The following is an 18,673-nucleotide window of genomic DNA, read 5'->3' as shown; positions in this document are numbered from 1 at the left end:
CAAGACCCATCTCTTATTCAGGAGGCTCAACACTAATGAGTCACTCAGATAACATGCGTGATTCTCTATATCTACACTATTCACCAACTTATAAGTACTCATTAGGTTTAGAGGCTGTAAAAGATGATTTTTTAAGCTCCAACTATTCATATTTCAGACTCACTTACCTTTTGAATAGAAAAAACACTGAATATTCTCAGAGAAACCTATATTTTCAATCTGGTGTAAGCACCAAAAGAATTGAGGATAAATTTTACGGTCTTCATGGAGATTGGGAAACTAGACGGTGGTTTGTTGGTTTTAGTTACAAAAAAGTAGAGAATGAGATTATAGATTTTGAAGATCAATACTTGCAAATTGGTTTAGCACCCTATTTGGGCGATTATGGAGACTTTCATACTTGGATTATGGTGAAATCAAAAAAAAATGATCTTTTGAAGAATTGGTCAACTTTTCCCGTACTTAAATTTTTCAAAGGAAATTTTTTAATTGAGTTTGGATATAATGACAAGACTGAATGGGACTCACTTTTGATCTATAGATTTTAGGAAATGATATGAATAAATTTTTGATTATTGTCTATAGTTTTATGATTTCTCATTTTTTGTCTGCTACGGATGATATGAATCATGACCATAAAGGTCATGTTCACGGAGAACTGATTGATGGAACAGATCTTGATGTAGATCCTGATAGGTACCAAAACTTTATTAAAGATCTTGAAGACTGCCAAATTGCGGTAGTTAGTGTAATTGGCATGGTGTGTGATTTTTGCGCCCAAGGTCTAGAGAAGACGTTCGAGAAAGATAGAAACGTAAAAAAAATTGATGTGGACCTTAACAAAGGAAAAGTTTTAATTGCTTACTCAAAAGATAAAGCTATTGAATATAAAGAAATAGAGCAAAACATTCTAGCTAATGGCCAGAATGCTACTGGCTTAAAAATTATTAATATAAATTAATGGAAGATAGATCGGTAAACTTTCTATCACTGTTTGCTTCTTCATCAACGCTGATATGTTGCGCCCTACCTGCAATGTTTGTTGCTTTAGGTGCTGGCGCTTCTTTTGCTTCACTACTTACGTATTTACCTTTTCTTATTACCTTGTCTCAATACAAGACACAAATAACTATTTTTGCACTTGTCATGGTGATAATAGCCGGTTATGCCAACTATAAAACCTATCATATGCCCTGTCCCTCAGATCCCGAGTTAGGAAGGTTATGCATGCAAACAAGAAAACGATCAAGATACGTCTATTACATTTCAGTTGTATTGTTCGTTTTTGCTACGATATTTACTTATATAATTCCTGTATTCATATGAAAAATCCATGCCATAAAGAAGAAATTCCTAGTCTTAACAGGATTGAGGGGCAAATTCGTGGAATTGCCAACATGATTGATGACGATAAATATTGCATTGATATACTCAATCAAATCAAAGCAGTTAGAAATGCTATTGCGGGTGTTGAAGGAAGAATATTAAAAAAACACATGAAAGAATGTGTTAGAGAAGCATTAAGTGACGAAAAGGATTTTGATGATAAGGTTGAAGAAATATTAAAAACACTAAAAAGGCAAACTTAATTACTTCCCTTAAATTGCCACAATATTGTATCTCAGGATATGGATTGGGGATTACGGGCAGCATTAACCTTTCCTCGACATCAGGCATTTAAGACACTAGTCTGTTAATATTTATGTATTAAGATGTTTAAAGGAGTGAGGTAACTATGACAGTAAGTGTGATATTGGAAGGGACTCTAAAAGATGGAGAAATAGAAAAATTTACTGGGATATGTAAAAAGGCATTTGAGGTCACGAGGGCCTTTGATGGATGTCAGGGAATTGATTTAACTTACAATACAGAAAATCCTAAAAATTGGATCTTTACAGAAGTCTGGGATTCTAAGCAACATTATGAGAAATATCTACAATTCAGAACCGAAGACGGAACTCTAGATGCTGTTGCTTCGTTATGTGAAGATGCTCCTTCAATTAGAATATTTGACATTATTCCAACCTAAAGCCTGTCTATGAAAGTCTTGGCTTTGGGTGGTAGTGGCGGAATGGGTAGATTTGCCGTCGCAACCCTTATGGATTTTGATAATGTTAATGAGGTAATTGTTGCCGATATTAATGCCGATGCTGCAATAGCATTTGCAACATCTATGAATGAAAAGGTCTCAGGTATTGGTTTGGATGTAACGGATACAAATGCACTTAAAGCGCAAATGGAAAAAGTAGATGTGGTTATAAATACCGTAGGCCCCTTTTATAAATATGGACCTCCGATTTTAGAAGCTGCTATTGATAAATCCTGCCACTATCTTGATATAAATGACGACTGGGAGCCGACCTTAGAAATGCTTGCGTTACACGAAAAGGCAGAAAGAAACTCAATAACAGCGATTCTTGGAATGGGTGCTAGTCCAGGTCTTACAAATATGCTTGGAGCTGCTGCGATACAAGAATTAGATGAAACTGAGACACTTTATACGGGCTGGACTATGGATGGTGCTGCGCCAGAGGAAGAATCATCCCAATCTGGACTGAATGCCGCCATGATTCATGCCGTTCAGCAAATGACTGGAAAGGTCAGAATACAAGATAAGGGTGAGGCAAAGATGGTCAAGCCATTGAAAGAGATTGAAGTCGATTTACCTGGTTTTAATAAATTTAAACCTCGTATTTTTGGGCATCCAGAAGCAATTACTTTTCCTCATCACTTTGACTCGATCAAAAATAGCATTAATTTAGCTCATGGTAGTGGCTTCAGTTTACTCAAATGGATTATGAAACTTGTGGATTGGAAAATTATCTCTGTAGAAAAAGCTGCAAGTATCGTCCAGAATCTATCTTCAGATAAAAGGAAAGAACTTGAGGAGGCGGGAACGGAAAATGGGATTGATCTAAGTGGCGCAAATTCTGAAGATCCTCCTCCTCTGTATGCGGTAGCCTCAGGAAAGAAAGACGGTCAAGAGGCAGCATGCACGGCAACATTCAAATCCTCCGGCCTGATAAGTATGGGTGAAGCTACGGGTATCCCCCTGGCTTGTGGCTTAAAGCTTTTAATAGATGAAAAGATTCAAAAAAAAGGAGTTTTTGCTCCTGAGGGAGCCATAAATCCTTATGATTTTTTTAAAGAACTAAATGGTATGAGTGATGCTCTGGATCTCGATGAAGATATAAATACAAATGGACCAGAAATGGTAAATATATTTAGAAGTTGGTAATTAAATTTATAGAATGTAAAGTAAACAAATGGAAAAAATAAATAACTTTTTTGACGGAATCGCAGCGCCTTTAAGTGGCATTGCTGATTGGCTTTTAAGGCTAGGCCTTGGCATAGCTTTCTTTTTACATGGATATGGAAAATTACCTATTTCTGATGGTTTTATAGGTTATCTAGACTCTAAGGGAGTTCCTCTGGCAGAGGCAGCTGCTTACCTAGTTGCATGGGGGGAAATATTGGCTGGATTGGGAATAATAGTAGGCGGGATTTTGGCGAAACCAATGGTCCAGCTTGGCCACCTAGTAACTAGAGTATCTGGTGGAGCAATAGGGGTGATAATGATATTCGCTTTGTTAATTGCCCACTCGGATTGGGGAATATTCTTCGGAGAGAGAGGATCTGTTCTCTTTGCCAGCGAGCAATTGTTTCTTTTGCTATTAGGAACTTTCTACGCTATCAAGGGCAATAACTAAAATTTTAAGATTGTAGCTTAAGCTGAGTATTCCTCATTTAGTTCTTGCAAAGCCTCGAAATTCATCATCTGAACAACTTCCATATTTTCGTCCAAAAGTTCATATATTGGATCGGTAGTTGTATAAGGACGTAGACTGAAATAAACAATCACATCTTCATCTCCGCCACCTTCGGTGTGAGGTTCTCCAGGAGTGCCTGCCTTAAATACTCCTGCAGGACGAACACTTTTCAAGCTTCCGTCAGGATAGTAGGTTTTTAACTCGCCTTGAACCGTAAAAGTACTGTAGTTAGAACAATGTCTATGCATTTGTATTTTTTCATTAGCAGAGAATTTAAATAAGAGATCAACTATTTTGGCGTTCTCATCTACATTCAAAAAGGACAGCGACACATGATCCAAGGGTTCTCCATCTGGTCCGGGTGCAGGTTTCCAGTCTATTTCAGACTCATTGAATTGAATTAAATTTTCCATAGTATTCTCCTAAAATATTCCTTTAAATCATTATATTATTTTTTTAAAAAAAGGGTCAAGATTCGTATCTTGACCCTTTTTACTGTAATGCCTCTAGTACAAAAAGCTAGCCTTGTAAAAGCTCTTCTAACTAAAATTTGTAGTTAAATTTAGCACCATAATTTCTACCAGCTAGAGGCACTGCATTCTTAACAAATGATGAATGATTTCTTGCAACCTCATCCTGCAAATTGCTACCAAAGATAGAAACTTTTAATTCAGCTGAACCAGGTAGATCATAGGTTTTTGTTAATCTGGCATTTAGCAATTGATAGGATTCAGTAACAGTCTCTCCCTCACCTATTTCGTCTTGCTCATCAACATCTTTCAAGCTCATTTTGAAAACCCAATCGTTTTCAACATAAGTCAAAGAATAGATATTTCTTGCGGGATTTATTCTAGGTACATTATGTCCATCAGAAAATTCAGCAGTGACATCATCTCTTCCAAAAGAGAATGTTAAATCACCGGATCCTAAGCTCACAGTTGTTCCGATCTCAAATTCATAACCTTTGAATTCTGCGTCTTCTTGAATGTAATTAGCGTGAATCAAATTAGCATGTGCTGCATGATCATCATCGCCATGGTCGTCATCTCCGTGTTCGTCATGATCATCATCGCCATGGTCGTCATCTCCGTGTTCGTCATGATCATCGAGCTCGTCTTGCAGTGTTATGTAATTATCTACGTCATTTATGTAGTAACTTGCTGATGCGTAAAAATTACCATTATCAAAGTTTAATGTTATATCAATATTATCAGATGTTTCGCTTTGAAGGTTTGGATTACCAGTTTCAAGTCTTCCAGTTGCCATATGTGGACCATTCATGAAAAGCTCAATTACTGAAGGCAATCTTTCAACGCTAGCAAAACCTACGCTTATATCCAGACTGTCACTTATATCTCTGCCGAGAGTAAGAGCGAAACTATTAGTGTCATCATCTACCTTATAGTAGTCGATATCTCCATGATCTTCATCGGTGACACTTCCAGTCCTCTCTATTTGGTCAAGTCTAAAACCTGCATCAAGATAAAATAGGTCAAAGTCTGTACTGACAAAATAACCAATAGTGAACTCTTCACTATTAGCAGGGTTCATAAAAGCTTCTTCACCAACAATTGCGGAATCTTCATCAACGAAATTTAATGCTACTTTTTGAGTAAATGAGTCTGAAGATAGATCAAAGATAGCGCCGTATTCAGTTGCATCATTTGTAAAGACAGTTGGTGCATGTTCTTCATGCTCTTCTTCTTCATGATCATCATGACCTTCTTCTTCTGCATGAGCTTCTGTTAATGAGTACTCTGTGTCTCTCCAGTTATAGCTTATAGAATTAATTAAACCTCCATTAATATTGTATAAGCCGGCTAAGTTATAGCTCGTTTGGTCAGTAGTAGAGAAAATTCTCTCTCCTTCGTGCTCATCTCCGTGCTCATCATCATCGTCTCCGTGCTCATCATCGTGATCATCGTCTCCGTGCTCATCTCCGTGCTCGTCTCCGTGCTCGTCTCCGTGAAAAGGTATTCCATATAAGCTCTCTAAATTTTCATAACTCATTCCGAAATATCCCCATTCTCCTGTTCTTGAAACACCGAATTGCTTTGCTTCAGAAGCAAAATCAGAGTTTTCAACATAAGAAAGAGCTTCTTCTTCATGCTCATCGTGATCATCATCACCATGATCTTCTTCTTCGTGAACTACAGCCCCATCAGGTATATCAAAATTGCCTAATTCGGTATTTTTATAGCCCAGACTAAAATTAAGCCATCCGCCTAGAAGATTTTTGTAATTGAACTCTTGAATATCACCATCGTTTGCGGATTGAGTTTCCAATCCTGCATTAACTTCTTGACCATCAAAATCCTCCCTAGCAATGGTATTGTTTACAACATTGATAATTCCACCAATGGTTCCATTGGCATAAAGTAAAGAGGATGGTCCTTTGATGATTTCAATTTGTTCGATGTCATGTAAATCAACATCATTTAAGTGATCTACACCAAGTCCTGAGACATCTCTATTTACCATTCCATTTTTTAGAATTTTCACTCGAGGTCCAGACATACCTCTTATGATAGGCTGACCAACTGCGGCACCATAATCGGCAATTGAAACACCTAAGTAACTATCAACTGCTTCACCTAGTGAAGTAGTTGCGTCATCTTTTATTTCATCGCCATCGATAACATATAGAGGATTTAATATCCTGCTTGTATTAAGTATTGAAGAAGTAACTACGACTTCGTCTACTTTCTCTGTATCAAGAGGTGTCGGTTCATCGGCATTTATTTGCGTTACTATTAAGCTCATCGCCATGAGCATATAAAAGGAAACTTTCATGTTTTCTCCTAAATTTAAATTAAAAAATATTTTTTAAATAAACTTAAGAGTTTGGTGGTGCCCTCGCACTAAAATCTGCAGAAAAAGGAGAAACATGATCTTTTTCTGAGTTGATAGAAATATTTGTAATTAAAGCATACTCTTCAATAACCTTAAGAGCATATGCTTTGAAAGATTCTGTCTCGCAAACTTGGCAGTCAGAGGACTCATGAACTTCATGATGATGTTCATCTTCAACGAAGGAATGGATAATTGGATCAGCTGATAAGCTGATTACAAAAAATAATCCAAGGATAAGTGCAAGTTTTTGCTTCAAGTTCATATTAGATTTCGAAATATAAATTTAATTCAGGACAGAAGCAAGAGCTTTTATTATCTTGTCTGTGTCATGCGGAGCTCTAAAAAAACCGGCATATTTAGCATCAGGACTTATCAAGACTAAGCTTCCTGAATGGTCTACTGTGTAGTTAGGCTCAGGATTATTAACTACTGGAAAGAAAGGGGCATTTACTTGAGTTGAAAACCTATAAATCTGATCAATTTCGCCAGTAAGGCCAATAAAGTCATTATCAAAATTATCAAGATAAACTCTTAAGTTCTCAGGTTTATCCCTATCTGGATCAACCGAGACAAGAAAGATTCTTATTTTCTCCGCATTATCACCTAATGATTCTTTCACATCAGACATTTGTTTCATAGTTAAAGGACAAATATCAGGACAATAAGTAAAACCAAAAAATAGAATATTCCATTTATTCTTAAATTGTTCAGGCAGAAAAGTTGCGCCCTCATCATCGACTAACTGAAATTCTGCAAGTTGTCTTGGTGGATCTATAAAATATGCCCCCAGCATTTTGTATTCGTCCTGAGTCAGCTCTCTTGGTGTATAAAATCTAGACAAGAATAAGGCCAATATTAATGCTATCAATCCAAGACAGCTTGCAACGGTTATAAATATTCCTCTACTCATAGGTAGATAAAGTGATCTATTAGCATCGCTGCGAATAAAGCAGCTAAATAAAATATGGAATAAGCAAAGGTAGGCATGGCAAGAGCATTAGTATCGTCTCTGTATAGCCTTAAAGAATAAACTAAAAAAATTAATCCCAGTAGAAGTGCTGAAATCAAATAAATTTCACCAAACATCTGAACAGTATATGGAAGCATAGTGGCGACGATAAGAAGTACGGTATAAAGAAGTATATGTTGTTTTGTGAAAGGAACTCCTTTTTGTACAGGCAACATAGGAACCTCCGCATCAGCATAATCATCAACTCTATAAACAGCCAAAGCCCAAAAATGAGGAGGAGTCCAAACCATTATAATGAGAACAAGCAATAAAGCGTTTGGTTCTATCGTATTGGAAATTGCAGTCCATCCAAGCAATGGCGGCATCGCCCCTGCAAGACCTCCTATGACAATATTTTGGCTTGTCATAAATTTGAGATATTTTGTATAAATAAACCCATAAAATATAAAGGTCAGAGTTGTTAAGATCCATGTCAGGAAGTTGGTGAAATACAAAAGCATGAATGCACCAACCACATATAAAATGACAGAAAAGCTTATGGCTGCCTTATCTGTAATATCACCCATGACTAAAGGCCTCTCTGAGGTTCTCATCATCTTTGAGTCTATTTGCTTGTCAAAAAAATGATTTATTACAGCGGAGGATGCTGCCAAGAAGCTTATTCCGATCAATCCGAAAAAGAATACTTCTATTGGAGGTCTAAAATCGGAACCTATGAGCATCCCACTTGCACAAGATACGAACAAAAGCGCTTGTACACCTGGCTTAGTAAGCTCTAGGTATCCTCTCCAATTTGATAAAACTCCCGTCATAAATTATGTTTCTCTAAGTCGTAGGACTCCCAGATAAGTTATCAATAATAACCCACCTAGGTTATGACCTACAGCTATTAATAGTGGCAACGCAAAAATAACATTTGAGATTCCAAGCAGTACTTGCAAAGTCAAAAAGCTTATAAGTCCAACTGAAAGAAGAGCAAACCTTCTTACGTATAGGTGATAACTCAAGAATAAGAGGAAAGCAGTGACTATAACTGCTCCAAATCTATGCGTAATATGAATGGCCACCCTAGACTCATGATCTAATTGTCCTCCAAGATAATTTGGACCAATGCTTTGAAAAAAATTAAATCCTTCTTTGAAATTTGATTCAGGCAGAACCTGTCCTTGACATAAAGGGAAGTCTACGCACGAATAAGAAGCATAATTTGTGCTTGTCCAGGCTCCTAAAAATATCTGAATTGCCACTAATACGATAGAGACATTAAATAATTTCTTTGTTGTTGCACTAAAATCCCATGTTGCTCTGTTTTGTAAACGATCCTTTGTTTTGAAATACAGCAACCATAAAAGTCCAGTAGTTAAGAAGCCTGACATAAGATGTGTCGTTACAACTTGTGGCCATAACTTCAGGCTAACTGTCCAATAACCAAAAGTTCCTTGCATAATCACCCAAGCGATTAAGAAGAAACTTAGCTTTCTTACATCCGAAGGTAAATCTTTATAGCGAAAAGCTAGAAATGCAATACAAAGAATCATGAAACCCAGTGCTGCTGCAAAATATCTATGGACTACCTCGGGAATGGCTTTAGCTACCTCATAGGGAGTGTCTGGAAATTTGGCATTAGCAATGTCAATCTCTTCAGGACTGACAGGGATTGTTACAAAACCGTAACAACCGGGCCAGTCAGGACATCCTAATCCAGCATCAGCAAGCCTAGTCCAAGCACCAAGCGCAACGACTACAAAGCCGAGAATACCCGACCAAAGCGAAAGTGTTTTAATTCGTTCCATTTTTATCCTATTTTTGAGTTTTGAAGGACTTTCTTAATATCTTCTAATAATTCGCCACTAGGTAAGGTGGAGTCATAAATGAGTATCCCATTCCCTAGAGGATCGAATAAGATATAAGGAGAGTCTTGTAATTTTTCCGAGACGGATAAGGGCAATAGCTCTGGGTGAATTGTTCCAGTATTGAGTAAAGGGTATTCCTCAGTTATCTTTTCAATAGATTGGCTGGACAAATTATTAGTACCGATATTTATTAAATATCTGACCACTCTATCGCTATTCTTCGCAAGTCTTATATTGATTTGTCTTGAAGAATAGAGTGTATCCCAGCATTTTCCTAAACAGTCCCCTGAAACAAATTGTACGATTGACCATTTTCCTGGGAACTCATCTTTCAAAGGCCCAGAATCAATATCAAGCTTCAGCTCACTTAGCTGTATTGGGTCCTCGAGCAATGTCCCCTTATTGACAGTTCCTTGAGGAGAATAACCGCTATAGAACAAAGCCGAACTAGCAAAGAGTACAATTATAGGGGTAAGAAAAATTAAGGATGCAACTATTCTTCCGGAATTTTGTTTACTAATGATCATACTTAATCCTTTTTATATCCATAGTAAAAATATGAGCAAATTAAAACTAATGCCAATCCAAACCATTGCAGTGCATATCCAAAATGCCTGGATGGTTTTAAATCAACTGGTTTCCAAATCGGTTCAAAAGCCCCAGCTGAGGCCGCAGATAATTGAATCACAGATTCATTTATTGAATTGCCTATATCATTTTTTGTTGTTTCATAATCCACCTGCTGAACAAGCTTTGGCCAGCCATCTAGATATATTTGATCTACCAAATTTAATCCAAATCTCTTGAACGGTGAAAGAACTCCTTGAATAGTGACTTTTCCTTCAGCTTCCTCCGTTCCATTCTCGTAATCTTCTTTTGAAACCCATCCTCTGTTAATAAGAAAAAGATTCTTTTCGGATGTTTCAAAGGCAGTAAAAATCTCATAACCTGCTTCTTGCCTATATAGTCTGTTGTCCAATATATAAGACTCAGATTGATATTCTCCTTCAAGATTCACCGTTCGATAAATCAGGTTTTCAGAATTTAAAGTAGCCATTTCTTTTTCGCTGATAACTGGTAAAGATTTATTTTCATAATGTTGATTAACTATGTCTTTTTTTTCTAGCCCTCTCATTACTTGCCATGAACCCAAGTAGATTAAGATAGGGAAAAAAAATACTACAAATGCAGTCATTAATTTTCCTGGACTAAATTTACTCATATTTTTTTCGTCATCCTAAGTGTATAATTCACGTCCTTTCAGATGATCAAATACTTTATATTATTCCTAATCGTAGCTATGTTTATTAGTCTATTCAGAGGTGCCTTCTTTCTAATAAAAGATGGAGGATCTTCCAAAAGAACCGTTCATAGCTTGGGCGTCAGAGTTTCTATTGCTGTAGTTCTATTTATAACTCTAGTTTATGGTTTTATAACTGGGCAAATTGGACCTGGTGTTTAACGTTTTACATTACGTATACAAAAGCGACTAAGCAAACCCAAACAACGTCTACAAAGTGCCAGTACCATGACCCGGCCTCAAAACCGAAATGATCATCAGAAGAAAAGTGTCCTTTTAAACTCCTAAAAAGCATTATCGTTAAAATTATTGCACCGAGACATACATGAAAACCATGAAAGCCTGTAAGCATGAAGAATGTGGTTCCATAAATACCCGTATTAAGTGTTAAACCGTAATGGGTATAGGCCTCATAATACTCAATGCCCTGTACTACTACGAAAGCATAGCCAAGTACTAAAGTTGCACCAAGCCAAAGATTAAATTGTTTCCTGTTTCCGTTCTTTAGTCCTAAATGGGCTATGTGAACTGTCAGACTTGAAGTTAACAAAAGTACTGTATTCCATAATGGTAACCACCCTAAAACACCTCCTAAGCCGCCAGAGGCATATGCAGTGGCGAGAGACATGTCCTTTTCAGGGCCAGCAAATACTGCCTGATCAGGAGTTATCATCAAAGGCCAACTTGCTTCAAATCCAGGCCATAACATGTTCGCTAGACCCTTTTCTCCTTCGCCACCCAACCATGGAACGGCAAAGTTTCTTATGTAAGCTAAAGCAAAAAAGAAAGCAAAGAAGAACATTACCTCTGAAAAAATAAACCAAGCCATTCCATATACATATGAATCCTTGAGCATAGGGTTATTTAACCCAGCTTGGTTTTCTATAATCGTCTGTTTGAACCAGAAATACATTGTTACCCATATCATTGCGAATGAAAGAAGCAGTATCATGTATGAGTTGGAATCCGTTCCGGCATCTATAACTGTCTTCGCTGCACCGATGATAAACACAAGTAGGCTTATAGCCATCGCAAAAGGTAATTTACTAGATTCAGGTACGTAATAAGCTTGTTGTGACATAATCTCCCCTTTTTATAATTTAGCTATTTCTTTTTCCGGTTGCACTCTGTCTGTTATATCAAATAGTGTGTAGCCTAGGCTCAAAGATCCTATTTCTTCAGGCAGGGCAGGATCGATTATAAACCTTACAGGCAGTTCGATTCTTTCTCCTGCAGCTAAAACTTGTCTCTCAAAACAAAAACATTCAGTTTTATGGAAATACTCAGCGCCTCTACCCGGTGAAACACTCGGAATTACCTGCCCAACCATCTCTTTTGCGGTTGTGTTGTGGAAAACAAAAGTAGCTTCATATTGATTTCCAGTGATGACTCTCATCTGAGATTTTTCTGAATCAAAGAACCAAGGCATAGATTCGTTGTTATGTGTCATAAACTGAACTAGGAGTTCTCTCTGTTCAGTGATTGCAAGTGATTCTTGACTCAAAGAACTCGGGCCAGTTACCTTTCCATTCAATCCAGTAATCTCACAAAACACGTCATACATGGGGACGAGCAACCAACCGAAGGCAAACATACCTACGACGATACCTATTAGATTACGTAATGTTTTTGTTGCTTCCAAACTATTTTACTTGCGGTTGAACTGTAAAAGAGTGATAAGGAGGAGGTGAGCTTAACGTCCACTCCAGACCTAAATCTCCTGCACCTTCCCAAACCTCAGGCTTGGCTTGTTTACCTGATCTGATTGTTTTAATAACAATAAATAAGAATAAAAGCTGAGTTAAGCCAAACATAAAGGCGCCAACACTTATTAAAGCATTGAAGTCTGCAAACTGCAGTGCATAGTCAGGATATCGTCTAGGCATTCCAGCTAATCCAACAAAATGCATTGGGAAGAAAGTAACATTTACAGATATAAATGTTAGCCAAAAATGTAATTTTCCAAGAGTCTCGTCGTACATATTTCCTGTCCACTTAGGTAGCCAGTAGTATGCAGCTGCTATTATTCCAAATAGTGCGCCCGGCACTAGAACATAGTGAAAGTGTGCTACTACAAAGTAAGTATCATGATACTGGAAGTCTGCAGGTACTATTGCAAGCATTAATCCTGAGAATCCGCCAATTGTAAATAAAGCCACAAAAGCAATTGAGAATAACATTGGTGTTTCAAATGTAATTGAGCCTCTAAACATTGTTGCAACCCAATTGAAAACTTTCACACCGGTAGGAATAGCAATTAGCATTGTTGAGTACATGAAGAATAACTCTCCTGCTAGAGGCATACCGACTGTAAACATATGGTGAGCCCAGACAACGAAAGATAAAATGGCTATTGAAGCCATGGCATATACCATAGAAGAGTATCCAAAAATTGGCTTTCTAGAGAAGGTCTCAATGATATGAGAAACAATACCAAAAGCTGGTAAGATCATGATATAGACTTCTGGATGACCAAAGAACCAAAAGACATGTTGAAATAAAACTGGATCACCACCGCCGGCAGCATTAAAGAAACTTGTACCAAAATTTATATCCATCAACATCATGGTTACAACACCTGCTAAAACTGGCATAACCGCTATTAGCAAATAAGCTGTTATTAACCAGCTCCAAACAAAAAGAGGCATTTTCATTAAAGTCATTCCAGGCGCTCTCATATTGAAGATAGTTGTAATGATGTTTATCGAGCCTAATATCGATGACACGCCCATTATGTGAACTGAAAAAATAAAAAAGTTAACGGTAGAGGGAGCATAAGTTGTTGAAAGAGGTGCATAGAAAGTCCATCCAAAGTTTGGTCCACCTTCAGGCATAAACAAGGTTGAAATTAATATACCGAAAGCCATTGGCAACAACCAAAAACTCAAATTGTTTAATCTTGGTAAAGCCATATCAGGTGCTCCTATTTGCATAGGCAACATCCAGTTAGCAAGTCCTACAAAAGCTGGCATGATTACGCCAAAAACCATTATCAGACCATGGTTAGTGGTCATTTGATTAAAGAATTCAGGCTGAACTATCTGCAGTCCTGGTTGAAAAAGCTCAGCTCTTATTACCATTGCCATGGCACCGCCAATAAAGAGCATGATAAAGCTAAACCATAAATACAAAGTACCTATATCTTTATGATTTGTTGTAAAAAGCCATCTAGAAAGGCCTTTTGCCGGACCGTGATGTCCGTGGTCGTGTGATTCTACTACTGTACTCATAATTTATTTCCTTTATAAATCAATTCTATTTTTGTATGCGACGATATCTTGTGGAGTAACAATAACACCATCTCCTTTTTCGCCATTAGACCAAGCTTGTCTTGTGTAAGTTATAACTGAGGCTATATCTACTTCACTATATGATTCCCCAAAGGCTGCCATTGCCGACCCTTGCACTCCTTCCATTAATATTTCAATGTGTTTATTGCTGTCAAACATAGTAATTTGGCTGCCCACTAAAGAAGGAAATACTGGCGGTATACCTTGTCCATTGGCCTGATGGCAAGCTGCACAATTTGTGGCATAAAAACTTTCACCTCTTGCCATAAGCTCGTCCTTAGTCCAAACCTTTGAGGTAAGCATCCTTTCTTCTTCAGCTAAGGCCACTTTCTCAGCTATAAATGCATCGAATTCTTCTCTTTCAACAGCCCTTACCACAACAGGCATGAAAGCATGTTTAATACCACAGAGTTCTGTGCAGGCCCCTCTAAAAATTCCTGGTTCGGGTACATTTGTCCAAGCTGTATTTATGAAACCAGGTATTGCGTCCTGTTTTACTGCAAAGTCAGGTACCCACCATGAATGGATAACATCATTTCCAGTAATTAAAAATCTAACTCTCGTATTTGTTGGAATAACTAAAGGTTCATCAACCTCTCTTAAGTAAAACTCTCCCTTTGGCACTTCCCCATCTATTTGCTCTTGGCTAGTAGATAAGTTGCTGAAAAAACCGACCTCATCTTCTAGGTATTCATAATGCCATTTCCACTGATGACCCGTTATAAGTATGTTTATTTCACCTTCAGCATCATCATACGCTTCAACCATTACCTGAGTAGATGGAACAGCCATCCAGACAAGAACTAGGGTTGCAGCTACAGTCCAACCTATTTCCAACCAAAAATTATCGTCAAAATCTGCAGCAACTGCTCCTTTGGATTTTCTATACTTCCATAAGGACCAGAACATTATCGAGAAAACTATTACTCCAATAACAACGCATATCCAAAATATGAGCATGTGGAGACCAAAGATACTCTCACTAACATCAGTCACACCAATCGGCATGTTGTAATCTGAACTTTCGGAAAAAATAAGCGATGAAAATATGAGAGGTAATACAAAGATAAACCCTGTGAAAACTTTTCTAATATAAGCCATTAAATTTTATATATTTATTTTTGTAGGTGGGCGTACCGAACAGCGAGCGTATTCTAAACCAATCAGATACCTCAAACAATAGTTAAAAGTTAAACTTATTTAAAGTTTATAAACAAGAAAAATGCTATAAAAGCTCGGCTTTATTTATACTGGAAATAGGCGTTTGCCCGGTCCAGATTTTAAAGCTTAGTGCAGCTTGATGAACTAACATCCCTATTCCGTCATGGTAATTTTCTATACCCTTAGACTTCGCTAACTTTAGAAAAGGTGTGTCTTCAAAAGAATAAGAAAGATCGTAAATACACATGTCTTTTGTCAGTATATCCGAAGGTAATTCAAGACTTTGATTCTGTATTCCCGCAGAAGTACTATTTATAAGAATTTCAGGCTTAAAATTTAAATTATCGGTCATTTGAAAAAGATTCATTTTATTTCTGAAAGAGGAAAAGCTCTCTAAGAGTTCCTCAGCTTTTGAAACCGTTCTATTACCGATGCTTATTCTTTGTGGATCTTCCTTAAGCAAGCTTGGAATAATCGCTTTTGCGGATCCACCAGCTCCCAAAATGACTATCTCCTTATTTTTGAGATTTATTTTCTTTTCTTGAAGGTCTCTAATAAGGCCTTTTCCGTCTGTACTATCACCGTGAATAATGCCATCTTCTTTCCAAAGGGTATTGACCGATCCGGACAAATTAGACTCATCACTTAATTCATCGGCAAGTTTAAAAGCTAATTCTTTTAACGGTAAAGTAACATTTAGTCCTGCATACCCCTCTTCAAAAAGTCTAGTAACAGAGGAATCGAAATGCATCGGTTCAACATTTATTGCTTCGTAAGTAATTTCTATACCTAATTCTTTTGCAAAAATTGAATGTATCTTGGGAGAAAGGGAGTGATCGATTGGACTGCCTATTACTGCAAACTTTTTTAATTCTGTCATAACTACCTGAGAATTATATCCGTGACGACATCTTGAATGGTAGAAGGTTTTTCAAGGCCTCCTAATTTGCCATTTAGCACTTTAACTTCAGGAAAATATTCTAAAATCTCATGTGGTCCATTTAAAGTGGGTTGCCCTTCTTTATTAGCCGAAGTTGAAACAACTGGTCCAGCAAAAGCATCACATAAATTACATACAATCTCATGATTGCTAAGTCTTAAAGCAACCTTCTCATTGTTGCCCCTAATAAGAGGACTCAAATTTGGTTTTGATGGGACTAACCAAGTATGGGGTCCGGGCCATTTAGTTAGTAGTTTATCTTTGTAATCTTCTACGTAAGCAAAATTCAGGAAATGCTCAAATTTTGAAGCAATCAAAATTAAGCCCTTTTCGTGAGAACGCGCCTTAAGTTTTAATAGATTTTCAATTGCATCCTGATTTTGAGGGTCGCATCCCAAGCCCCACACTCCTTCTGTTGGATAAGCAATCGTTTTTCCGCACTCTAAGTGTTCAAGAACAGAGCCAAGAGAGCTCATCCTGCTAAGAAGATTCTAGCTTTTTATTTGATGCTTTTATTGCTTGTATGCCGTCTTCTCTTACTTTCAACAATGCTGCTCTCATTTCAGCAGACTCCATACCCAACATTTGTGCAGCTAAATAGGCAGAATTAATTGCTCCAGCGGAACCTATTGCTACGGTTGCTACCGGAATACCTTTTGGCATTTGTACGGTGGATAAAAGAGCATCCATGCCGCTTAAGGGGCCCCCATCACCTGGAACTCCTATGACAGGGAGAACTGTTTTAGAAGCTACAGCACCTGCTAGGTGCGCTGCCAATCCGGCCATGGCAATAAAGACTTTAGTACCGCCTGCTTCACATTCTCTTATATGAGTTTCAAGAAGAGATGGGGTTCTATGAGCCGAAAGAACTTGAATTGAATTTGAAATTGAAAGTGAATCCAGAGTTTCAGAACATTTATTTGCTAAGTCCAAGTCTGATTCGGACCCTATTAGTATTGATACGGTTACAGTCACAGTTTTCTCCAAAACAAAAATTGTATACTAATATATTGAAATTAAATAATGGCATTATTAAAAATACTAATTTTCCCTGACCCCCGTCTACGTACAGTTGCTAAAACTGTAGAGGTAGTTGACGATTCCATTAAGAAACTTACCCAAGACATGCTAGAAACTATGTATCAAGGATCAGGTATAGGTTTAGCAGCTACTCAGGTCAATGTTCACAAAAGAGTTATTGTTTTGGACATAAGTGAGTCTAAAGACGAGCCATTGATATTAATAAATCCCGAAATAATAAAAATTATTGATCCGAATAAAAAAATATTTTCTGAAGGATGCCTTTCCGTTCCAGGATTTTACGAAGAGCTAAAAAGGCCCAGTTCAGTAGAAATTTCATATCTCGACATTGATGGAAAGAATAATTTACTTTTGGCAAATGACCTTTTGGCAGTAGTGATTCAACATGAAATGGATCACCTTGATGGAAAAATGATGGTTGATTTTATCTCTAACATCAAAAGAGAAATGATTAGAAAAAAGCTCTTAAAAGCTAAAGGACTGTAGCTCATGAAAATTATTTTTGCAGGAACTCCTGAATTTGCTGCCAGACATTTAGAGATAGTCTTGCAGTCTGAGCATGAAGTCTTGAGTGTTCTGACACAACCAGATAGGAAATCGGGTCGAGGGAAAAAAATAAATTTTAGTCCAGTAAAGAAAACCGCTTTAGACAATGGCATAAGTATCCATCAACCTGAATCTCTTGGAATAGACAAGGTATTTAGTGATTTAAAAAATATAACTCCAGATCTTATATTAGTAGTTGCATATGGACTGCTAGTACCAAAAAAAATATTAGAGTTACCCAAGTATGGCTGCATAAATATTCACGCCTCCCTTCTGCCAAGATGGAGAGGCGCCTCACCAATGGAGCATGCAATTATGTCAGGAGACAAAAATATTGGGATAAGTTACATGGAAATGTCAGAAGGTTTGGATGAAGGTCCAGTTTATGAAATGCATGAATGTTCACTTAAAGAATACGATACACTTCATACAGTTGAAGAAAAGTTTATTCAACTAAGTGAAAAATACTTAGTTTCTTTTTTGGATAATCTCGAATCTGGCTCTATCAAGCATAAAGCTCAAGATGAAAACAAAGCAACATTTTCTCCTAAAATTGATAAGAAATTCTTACAGATCGATTGGCAAGGGGATTCTTCAATAGAAATAATTAGAAAAATAAACGCCTTAGGCTCCAAATATGGAACTCATTCTTTTTTGGGAGGAAAAAGGGTCAAGATACACAGGGCCAGGAGGATTGAATCAGGGATAAAACATGATCCAGGATATATAAGCGTGAAAGACGATAAGTTAGTTGTATTTTGTAAGGATGCTTCTTCAATATTGATTGAGCAGATACAAATGGAGGGAAAAAATAAAGTTTCGGGCAAAGATTTTATTGCTGGATACTTAGATCTGATTAAGAAAAATGGAAATTTCGAACTTACTATTCAATAATTATTCTTTATTGAAAAAATAGGATTATAATCGAACAAAAGTTGTCTAATATAAA

The 18,673-nt window shown here is 37.2% G+C and carries 25 protein-coding genes; 10 read left to right on the top strand and 15 right to left on the bottom strand.

The features are described 5' to 3' along the window. Nucleotides 1-35 precede the first annotated feature (35 nt). The 7 genes from M9C83_00175 (at nucleotide 36) to M9C83_00145 (ending at nucleotide 3,710) form a co-directional block, all read left to right on the top strand. A complete protein-coding gene (locus M9C83_00175; GenBank protein URQ66651.1) occupies nucleotides 36-548 on the top strand; it encodes a hypothetical protein in 513 nt (170 codons plus the stop codon). Between the two features lie 8 nt (nucleotides 549-556). Further along, on the top strand, nucleotides 557-961 hold the full coding sequence (locus tag M9C83_00170) for a cation transporter (protein ID URQ66650.1): 405 nt from the start codon (nucleotides 557-559) through the stop codon (nucleotides 959-961). Next, a complete protein-coding gene (locus tag M9C83_00165; GenBank protein ID URQ66649.1) occupies nucleotides 961-1,326 on the top strand; it encodes a hypothetical protein in 366 nt (121 codons plus the stop codon). Before M9C83_00170 ends, M9C83_00165 begins: the two co-directional genes overlap by 1 nt. Beyond that, nucleotides 1,323-1,589, top strand: a complete 267-nt coding sequence (locus M9C83_00160) for a metal-sensitive transcriptional regulator (protein ID URQ66648.1) — start codon at nucleotides 1,323-1,325, stop codon at nucleotides 1,587-1,589. The genes M9C83_00165 and M9C83_00160 overlap by 4 nt, the downstream gene beginning before the upstream one ends. A gap of 146 nt (nucleotides 1,590-1,735) precedes the next feature. After that, nucleotides 1,736-2,029: an antibiotic biosynthesis monooxygenase gene (locus tag M9C83_00155; GenBank protein URQ66647.1), complete on the top strand. Its 294-nt coding sequence runs from the start codon at nucleotides 1,736-1,738 to the stop codon at nucleotides 2,027-2,029. A 9-nt stretch (nucleotides 2,030-2,038) separates the two neighbouring features. Beyond that, on the top strand, nucleotides 2,039-3,238 hold the full coding sequence (locus tag M9C83_00150) for a saccharopine dehydrogenase NADP-binding domain-containing protein (protein ID URQ66646.1): 1,200 nt from the start codon (nucleotides 2,039-2,041) through the stop codon (nucleotides 3,236-3,238). Nucleotides 3,239-3,266: 28 nt separating this feature from the next. Next, on the top strand, nucleotides 3,267-3,710 hold the full coding sequence (locus tag M9C83_00145; protein ID URQ66645.1) for a DoxX family protein: 444 nt from the start codon (nucleotides 3,267-3,269) through the stop codon (nucleotides 3,708-3,710). 17 nt (nucleotides 3,711-3,727) lie between these two features. Here the strand turns inward: M9C83_00145 and M9C83_00140 are convergent, their stop codons facing one another. From M9C83_00140 to M9C83_00105, 8 genes are all read right to left on the bottom strand, one after another. Next, nucleotides 3,728-4,183 carry a regulator gene (locus tag M9C83_00140; GenBank protein URQ66644.1) on the bottom strand — a complete coding sequence of 152 codons (456 nt, stop codon included), beginning with the start codon at nucleotides 4,181-4,183 and terminating at the stop codon, nucleotides 3,728-3,730. A 130-nt stretch (nucleotides 4,184-4,313) separates the two neighbouring features. After that, nucleotides 4,314-6,563: a TonB-dependent receptor gene (locus M9C83_00135; GenBank protein URQ66643.1), complete on the bottom strand. Its 2,250-nt coding sequence runs from the start codon at nucleotides 6,561-6,563 to the stop codon at nucleotides 4,314-4,316. Nucleotides 6,564-6,606: 43 nt separating this feature from the next. Next, complete coding sequence (locus M9C83_00130) at nucleotides 6,607-6,885, bottom strand: hypothetical protein (GenBank protein URQ66642.1); 279 nt, start codon at nucleotides 6,883-6,885, stop codon at nucleotides 6,607-6,609. Nucleotides 6,886-6,906: 21 nt separating this feature from the next. Then, nucleotides 6,907-7,533: an SCO family protein gene (locus M9C83_00125; GenBank protein URQ66641.1), complete on the bottom strand. Its 627-nt coding sequence runs from the start codon at nucleotides 7,531-7,533 to the stop codon at nucleotides 6,907-6,909. After that, nucleotides 7,530-8,405 carry a heme o synthase gene (gene cyoE / locus M9C83_00120; GenBank protein URQ66640.1) on the bottom strand — a complete coding sequence of 292 codons (876 nt, stop codon included), beginning with the start codon at nucleotides 8,403-8,405 and terminating at the stop codon, nucleotides 7,530-7,532. The genes M9C83_00125 and cyoE overlap by 4 nt, the downstream gene beginning before the upstream one ends. Before the next feature lie 3 nt (nucleotides 8,406-8,408). Beyond that, entirely contained in the window at nucleotides 8,409-9,386 is a 978-nt protein-coding gene (locus M9C83_00115; GenBank protein ID URQ66639.1) for a COX15/CtaA family protein, read from the bottom strand. Nucleotides 9,387-9,388: 2 nt separating this feature from the next. After that, entirely contained in the window at nucleotides 9,389-9,973 is a 585-nt protein-coding gene (locus M9C83_00110) for a hypothetical protein (GenBank protein URQ66638.1), read from the bottom strand. A gap of 2 nt (nucleotides 9,974-9,975) precedes the next feature. After that, entirely contained in the window at nucleotides 9,976-10,668 is a 693-nt protein-coding gene (locus M9C83_00105) for an SURF1 family protein (GenBank protein ID URQ66637.1), read from the bottom strand. A 42-nt stretch (nucleotides 10,669-10,710) separates the two neighbouring features. Here M9C83_00105 and M9C83_00100 point away from each other — a divergent pair, with 42 nt between their 5' ends. Then, nucleotides 10,711-10,908 carry a DUF2909 domain-containing protein gene (locus tag M9C83_00100; GenBank protein URQ66636.1) on the top strand — a complete coding sequence of 66 codons (198 nt, stop codon included), beginning with the start codon at nucleotides 10,711-10,713 and terminating at the stop codon, nucleotides 10,906-10,908. Nucleotides 10,909-10,912: 4 nt separating this feature from the next. Here M9C83_00100 and M9C83_00095 read toward each other — a convergent pair whose 3' ends face one another. From M9C83_00095 to purE, 7 genes are all read right to left on the bottom strand, one after another. Then, nucleotides 10,913-11,827 carry a cytochrome c oxidase subunit 3 gene (locus tag M9C83_00095; GenBank protein URQ66635.1) on the bottom strand — a complete coding sequence of 305 codons (915 nt, stop codon included), beginning with the start codon at nucleotides 11,825-11,827 and terminating at the stop codon, nucleotides 10,913-10,915. 12 nt (nucleotides 11,828-11,839) lie between these two features. Continuing rightward, complete coding sequence (locus tag M9C83_00090) at nucleotides 11,840-12,388, bottom strand: cytochrome c oxidase assembly protein (GenBank protein URQ66634.1); 549 nt, start codon at nucleotides 12,386-12,388, stop codon at nucleotides 11,840-11,842. A 1-nt stretch (nucleotide 12,389) separates the two neighbouring features. Then, nucleotides 12,390-13,976, bottom strand: a complete 1,587-nt coding sequence (gene ctaD / locus M9C83_00085; protein URQ66633.1) for a cytochrome c oxidase subunit I — start codon at nucleotides 13,974-13,976, stop codon at nucleotides 12,390-12,392. 12 nt (nucleotides 13,977-13,988) lie between these two features. Then, complete coding sequence (coxB, locus tag M9C83_00080) at nucleotides 13,989-15,137, bottom strand: cytochrome c oxidase subunit II (protein ID URQ66632.1); 1,149 nt, start codon at nucleotides 15,135-15,137, stop codon at nucleotides 13,989-13,991. A 124-nt stretch (nucleotides 15,138-15,261) separates the two neighbouring features. After that, a complete protein-coding gene (gene aroE / locus M9C83_00075; protein URQ66631.1) occupies nucleotides 15,262-16,077 on the bottom strand; it encodes a shikimate dehydrogenase in 816 nt (271 codons plus the stop codon). A 2-nt stretch (nucleotides 16,078-16,079) separates the two neighbouring features. Further along, nucleotides 16,080-16,613, bottom strand: coding sequence for a Sua5/YciO/YrdC/YwlC family protein (locus tag M9C83_00070; protein URQ66630.1), 534 nt, complete (start codon nucleotides 16,611-16,613; stop codon nucleotides 16,080-16,082). 4 nt (nucleotides 16,614-16,617) lie between these two features. Beyond that, nucleotides 16,618-17,112, bottom strand: a complete 495-nt coding sequence (purE, locus tag M9C83_00065) for a 5-(carboxyamino)imidazole ribonucleotide mutase (GenBank protein URQ66629.1) — start codon at nucleotides 17,110-17,112, stop codon at nucleotides 16,618-16,620. A 48-nt stretch (nucleotides 17,113-17,160) separates the two neighbouring features. On the opposite strand from purE, the gene def reads away from it, so the two are divergent. Together def and fmt are read left to right on the top strand one after the other, a co-directional pair. Continuing rightward, on the top strand, nucleotides 17,161-17,664 hold the full coding sequence (gene def / locus M9C83_00060; GenBank protein ID URQ66628.1) for a peptide deformylase: 504 nt from the start codon (nucleotides 17,161-17,163) through the stop codon (nucleotides 17,662-17,664). A gap of 3 nt (nucleotides 17,665-17,667) precedes the next feature. After that, nucleotides 17,668-18,618 (top strand): methionyl-tRNA formyltransferase, encoded by a 951-nt coding sequence (gene fmt, locus M9C83_00055; GenBank protein ID URQ66627.1) that lies wholly within the window; start codon nucleotides 17,668-17,670, stop codon nucleotides 18,616-18,618. Nucleotides 18,619-18,673 lie beyond the last annotated feature (55 nt).

The organism is SAR86 cluster bacterium (assembly GCA_023703575.1).
Taxonomy (GTDB): Bacteria; Pseudomonadota; Gammaproteobacteria; order Magnimaribacterales; family Magnimaribacteraceae; genus Magnimaribacter.
Note: the sequence above shows the minus strand (reverse complement) of the source record. Positions and strands in the feature narration are given on the sequence as shown.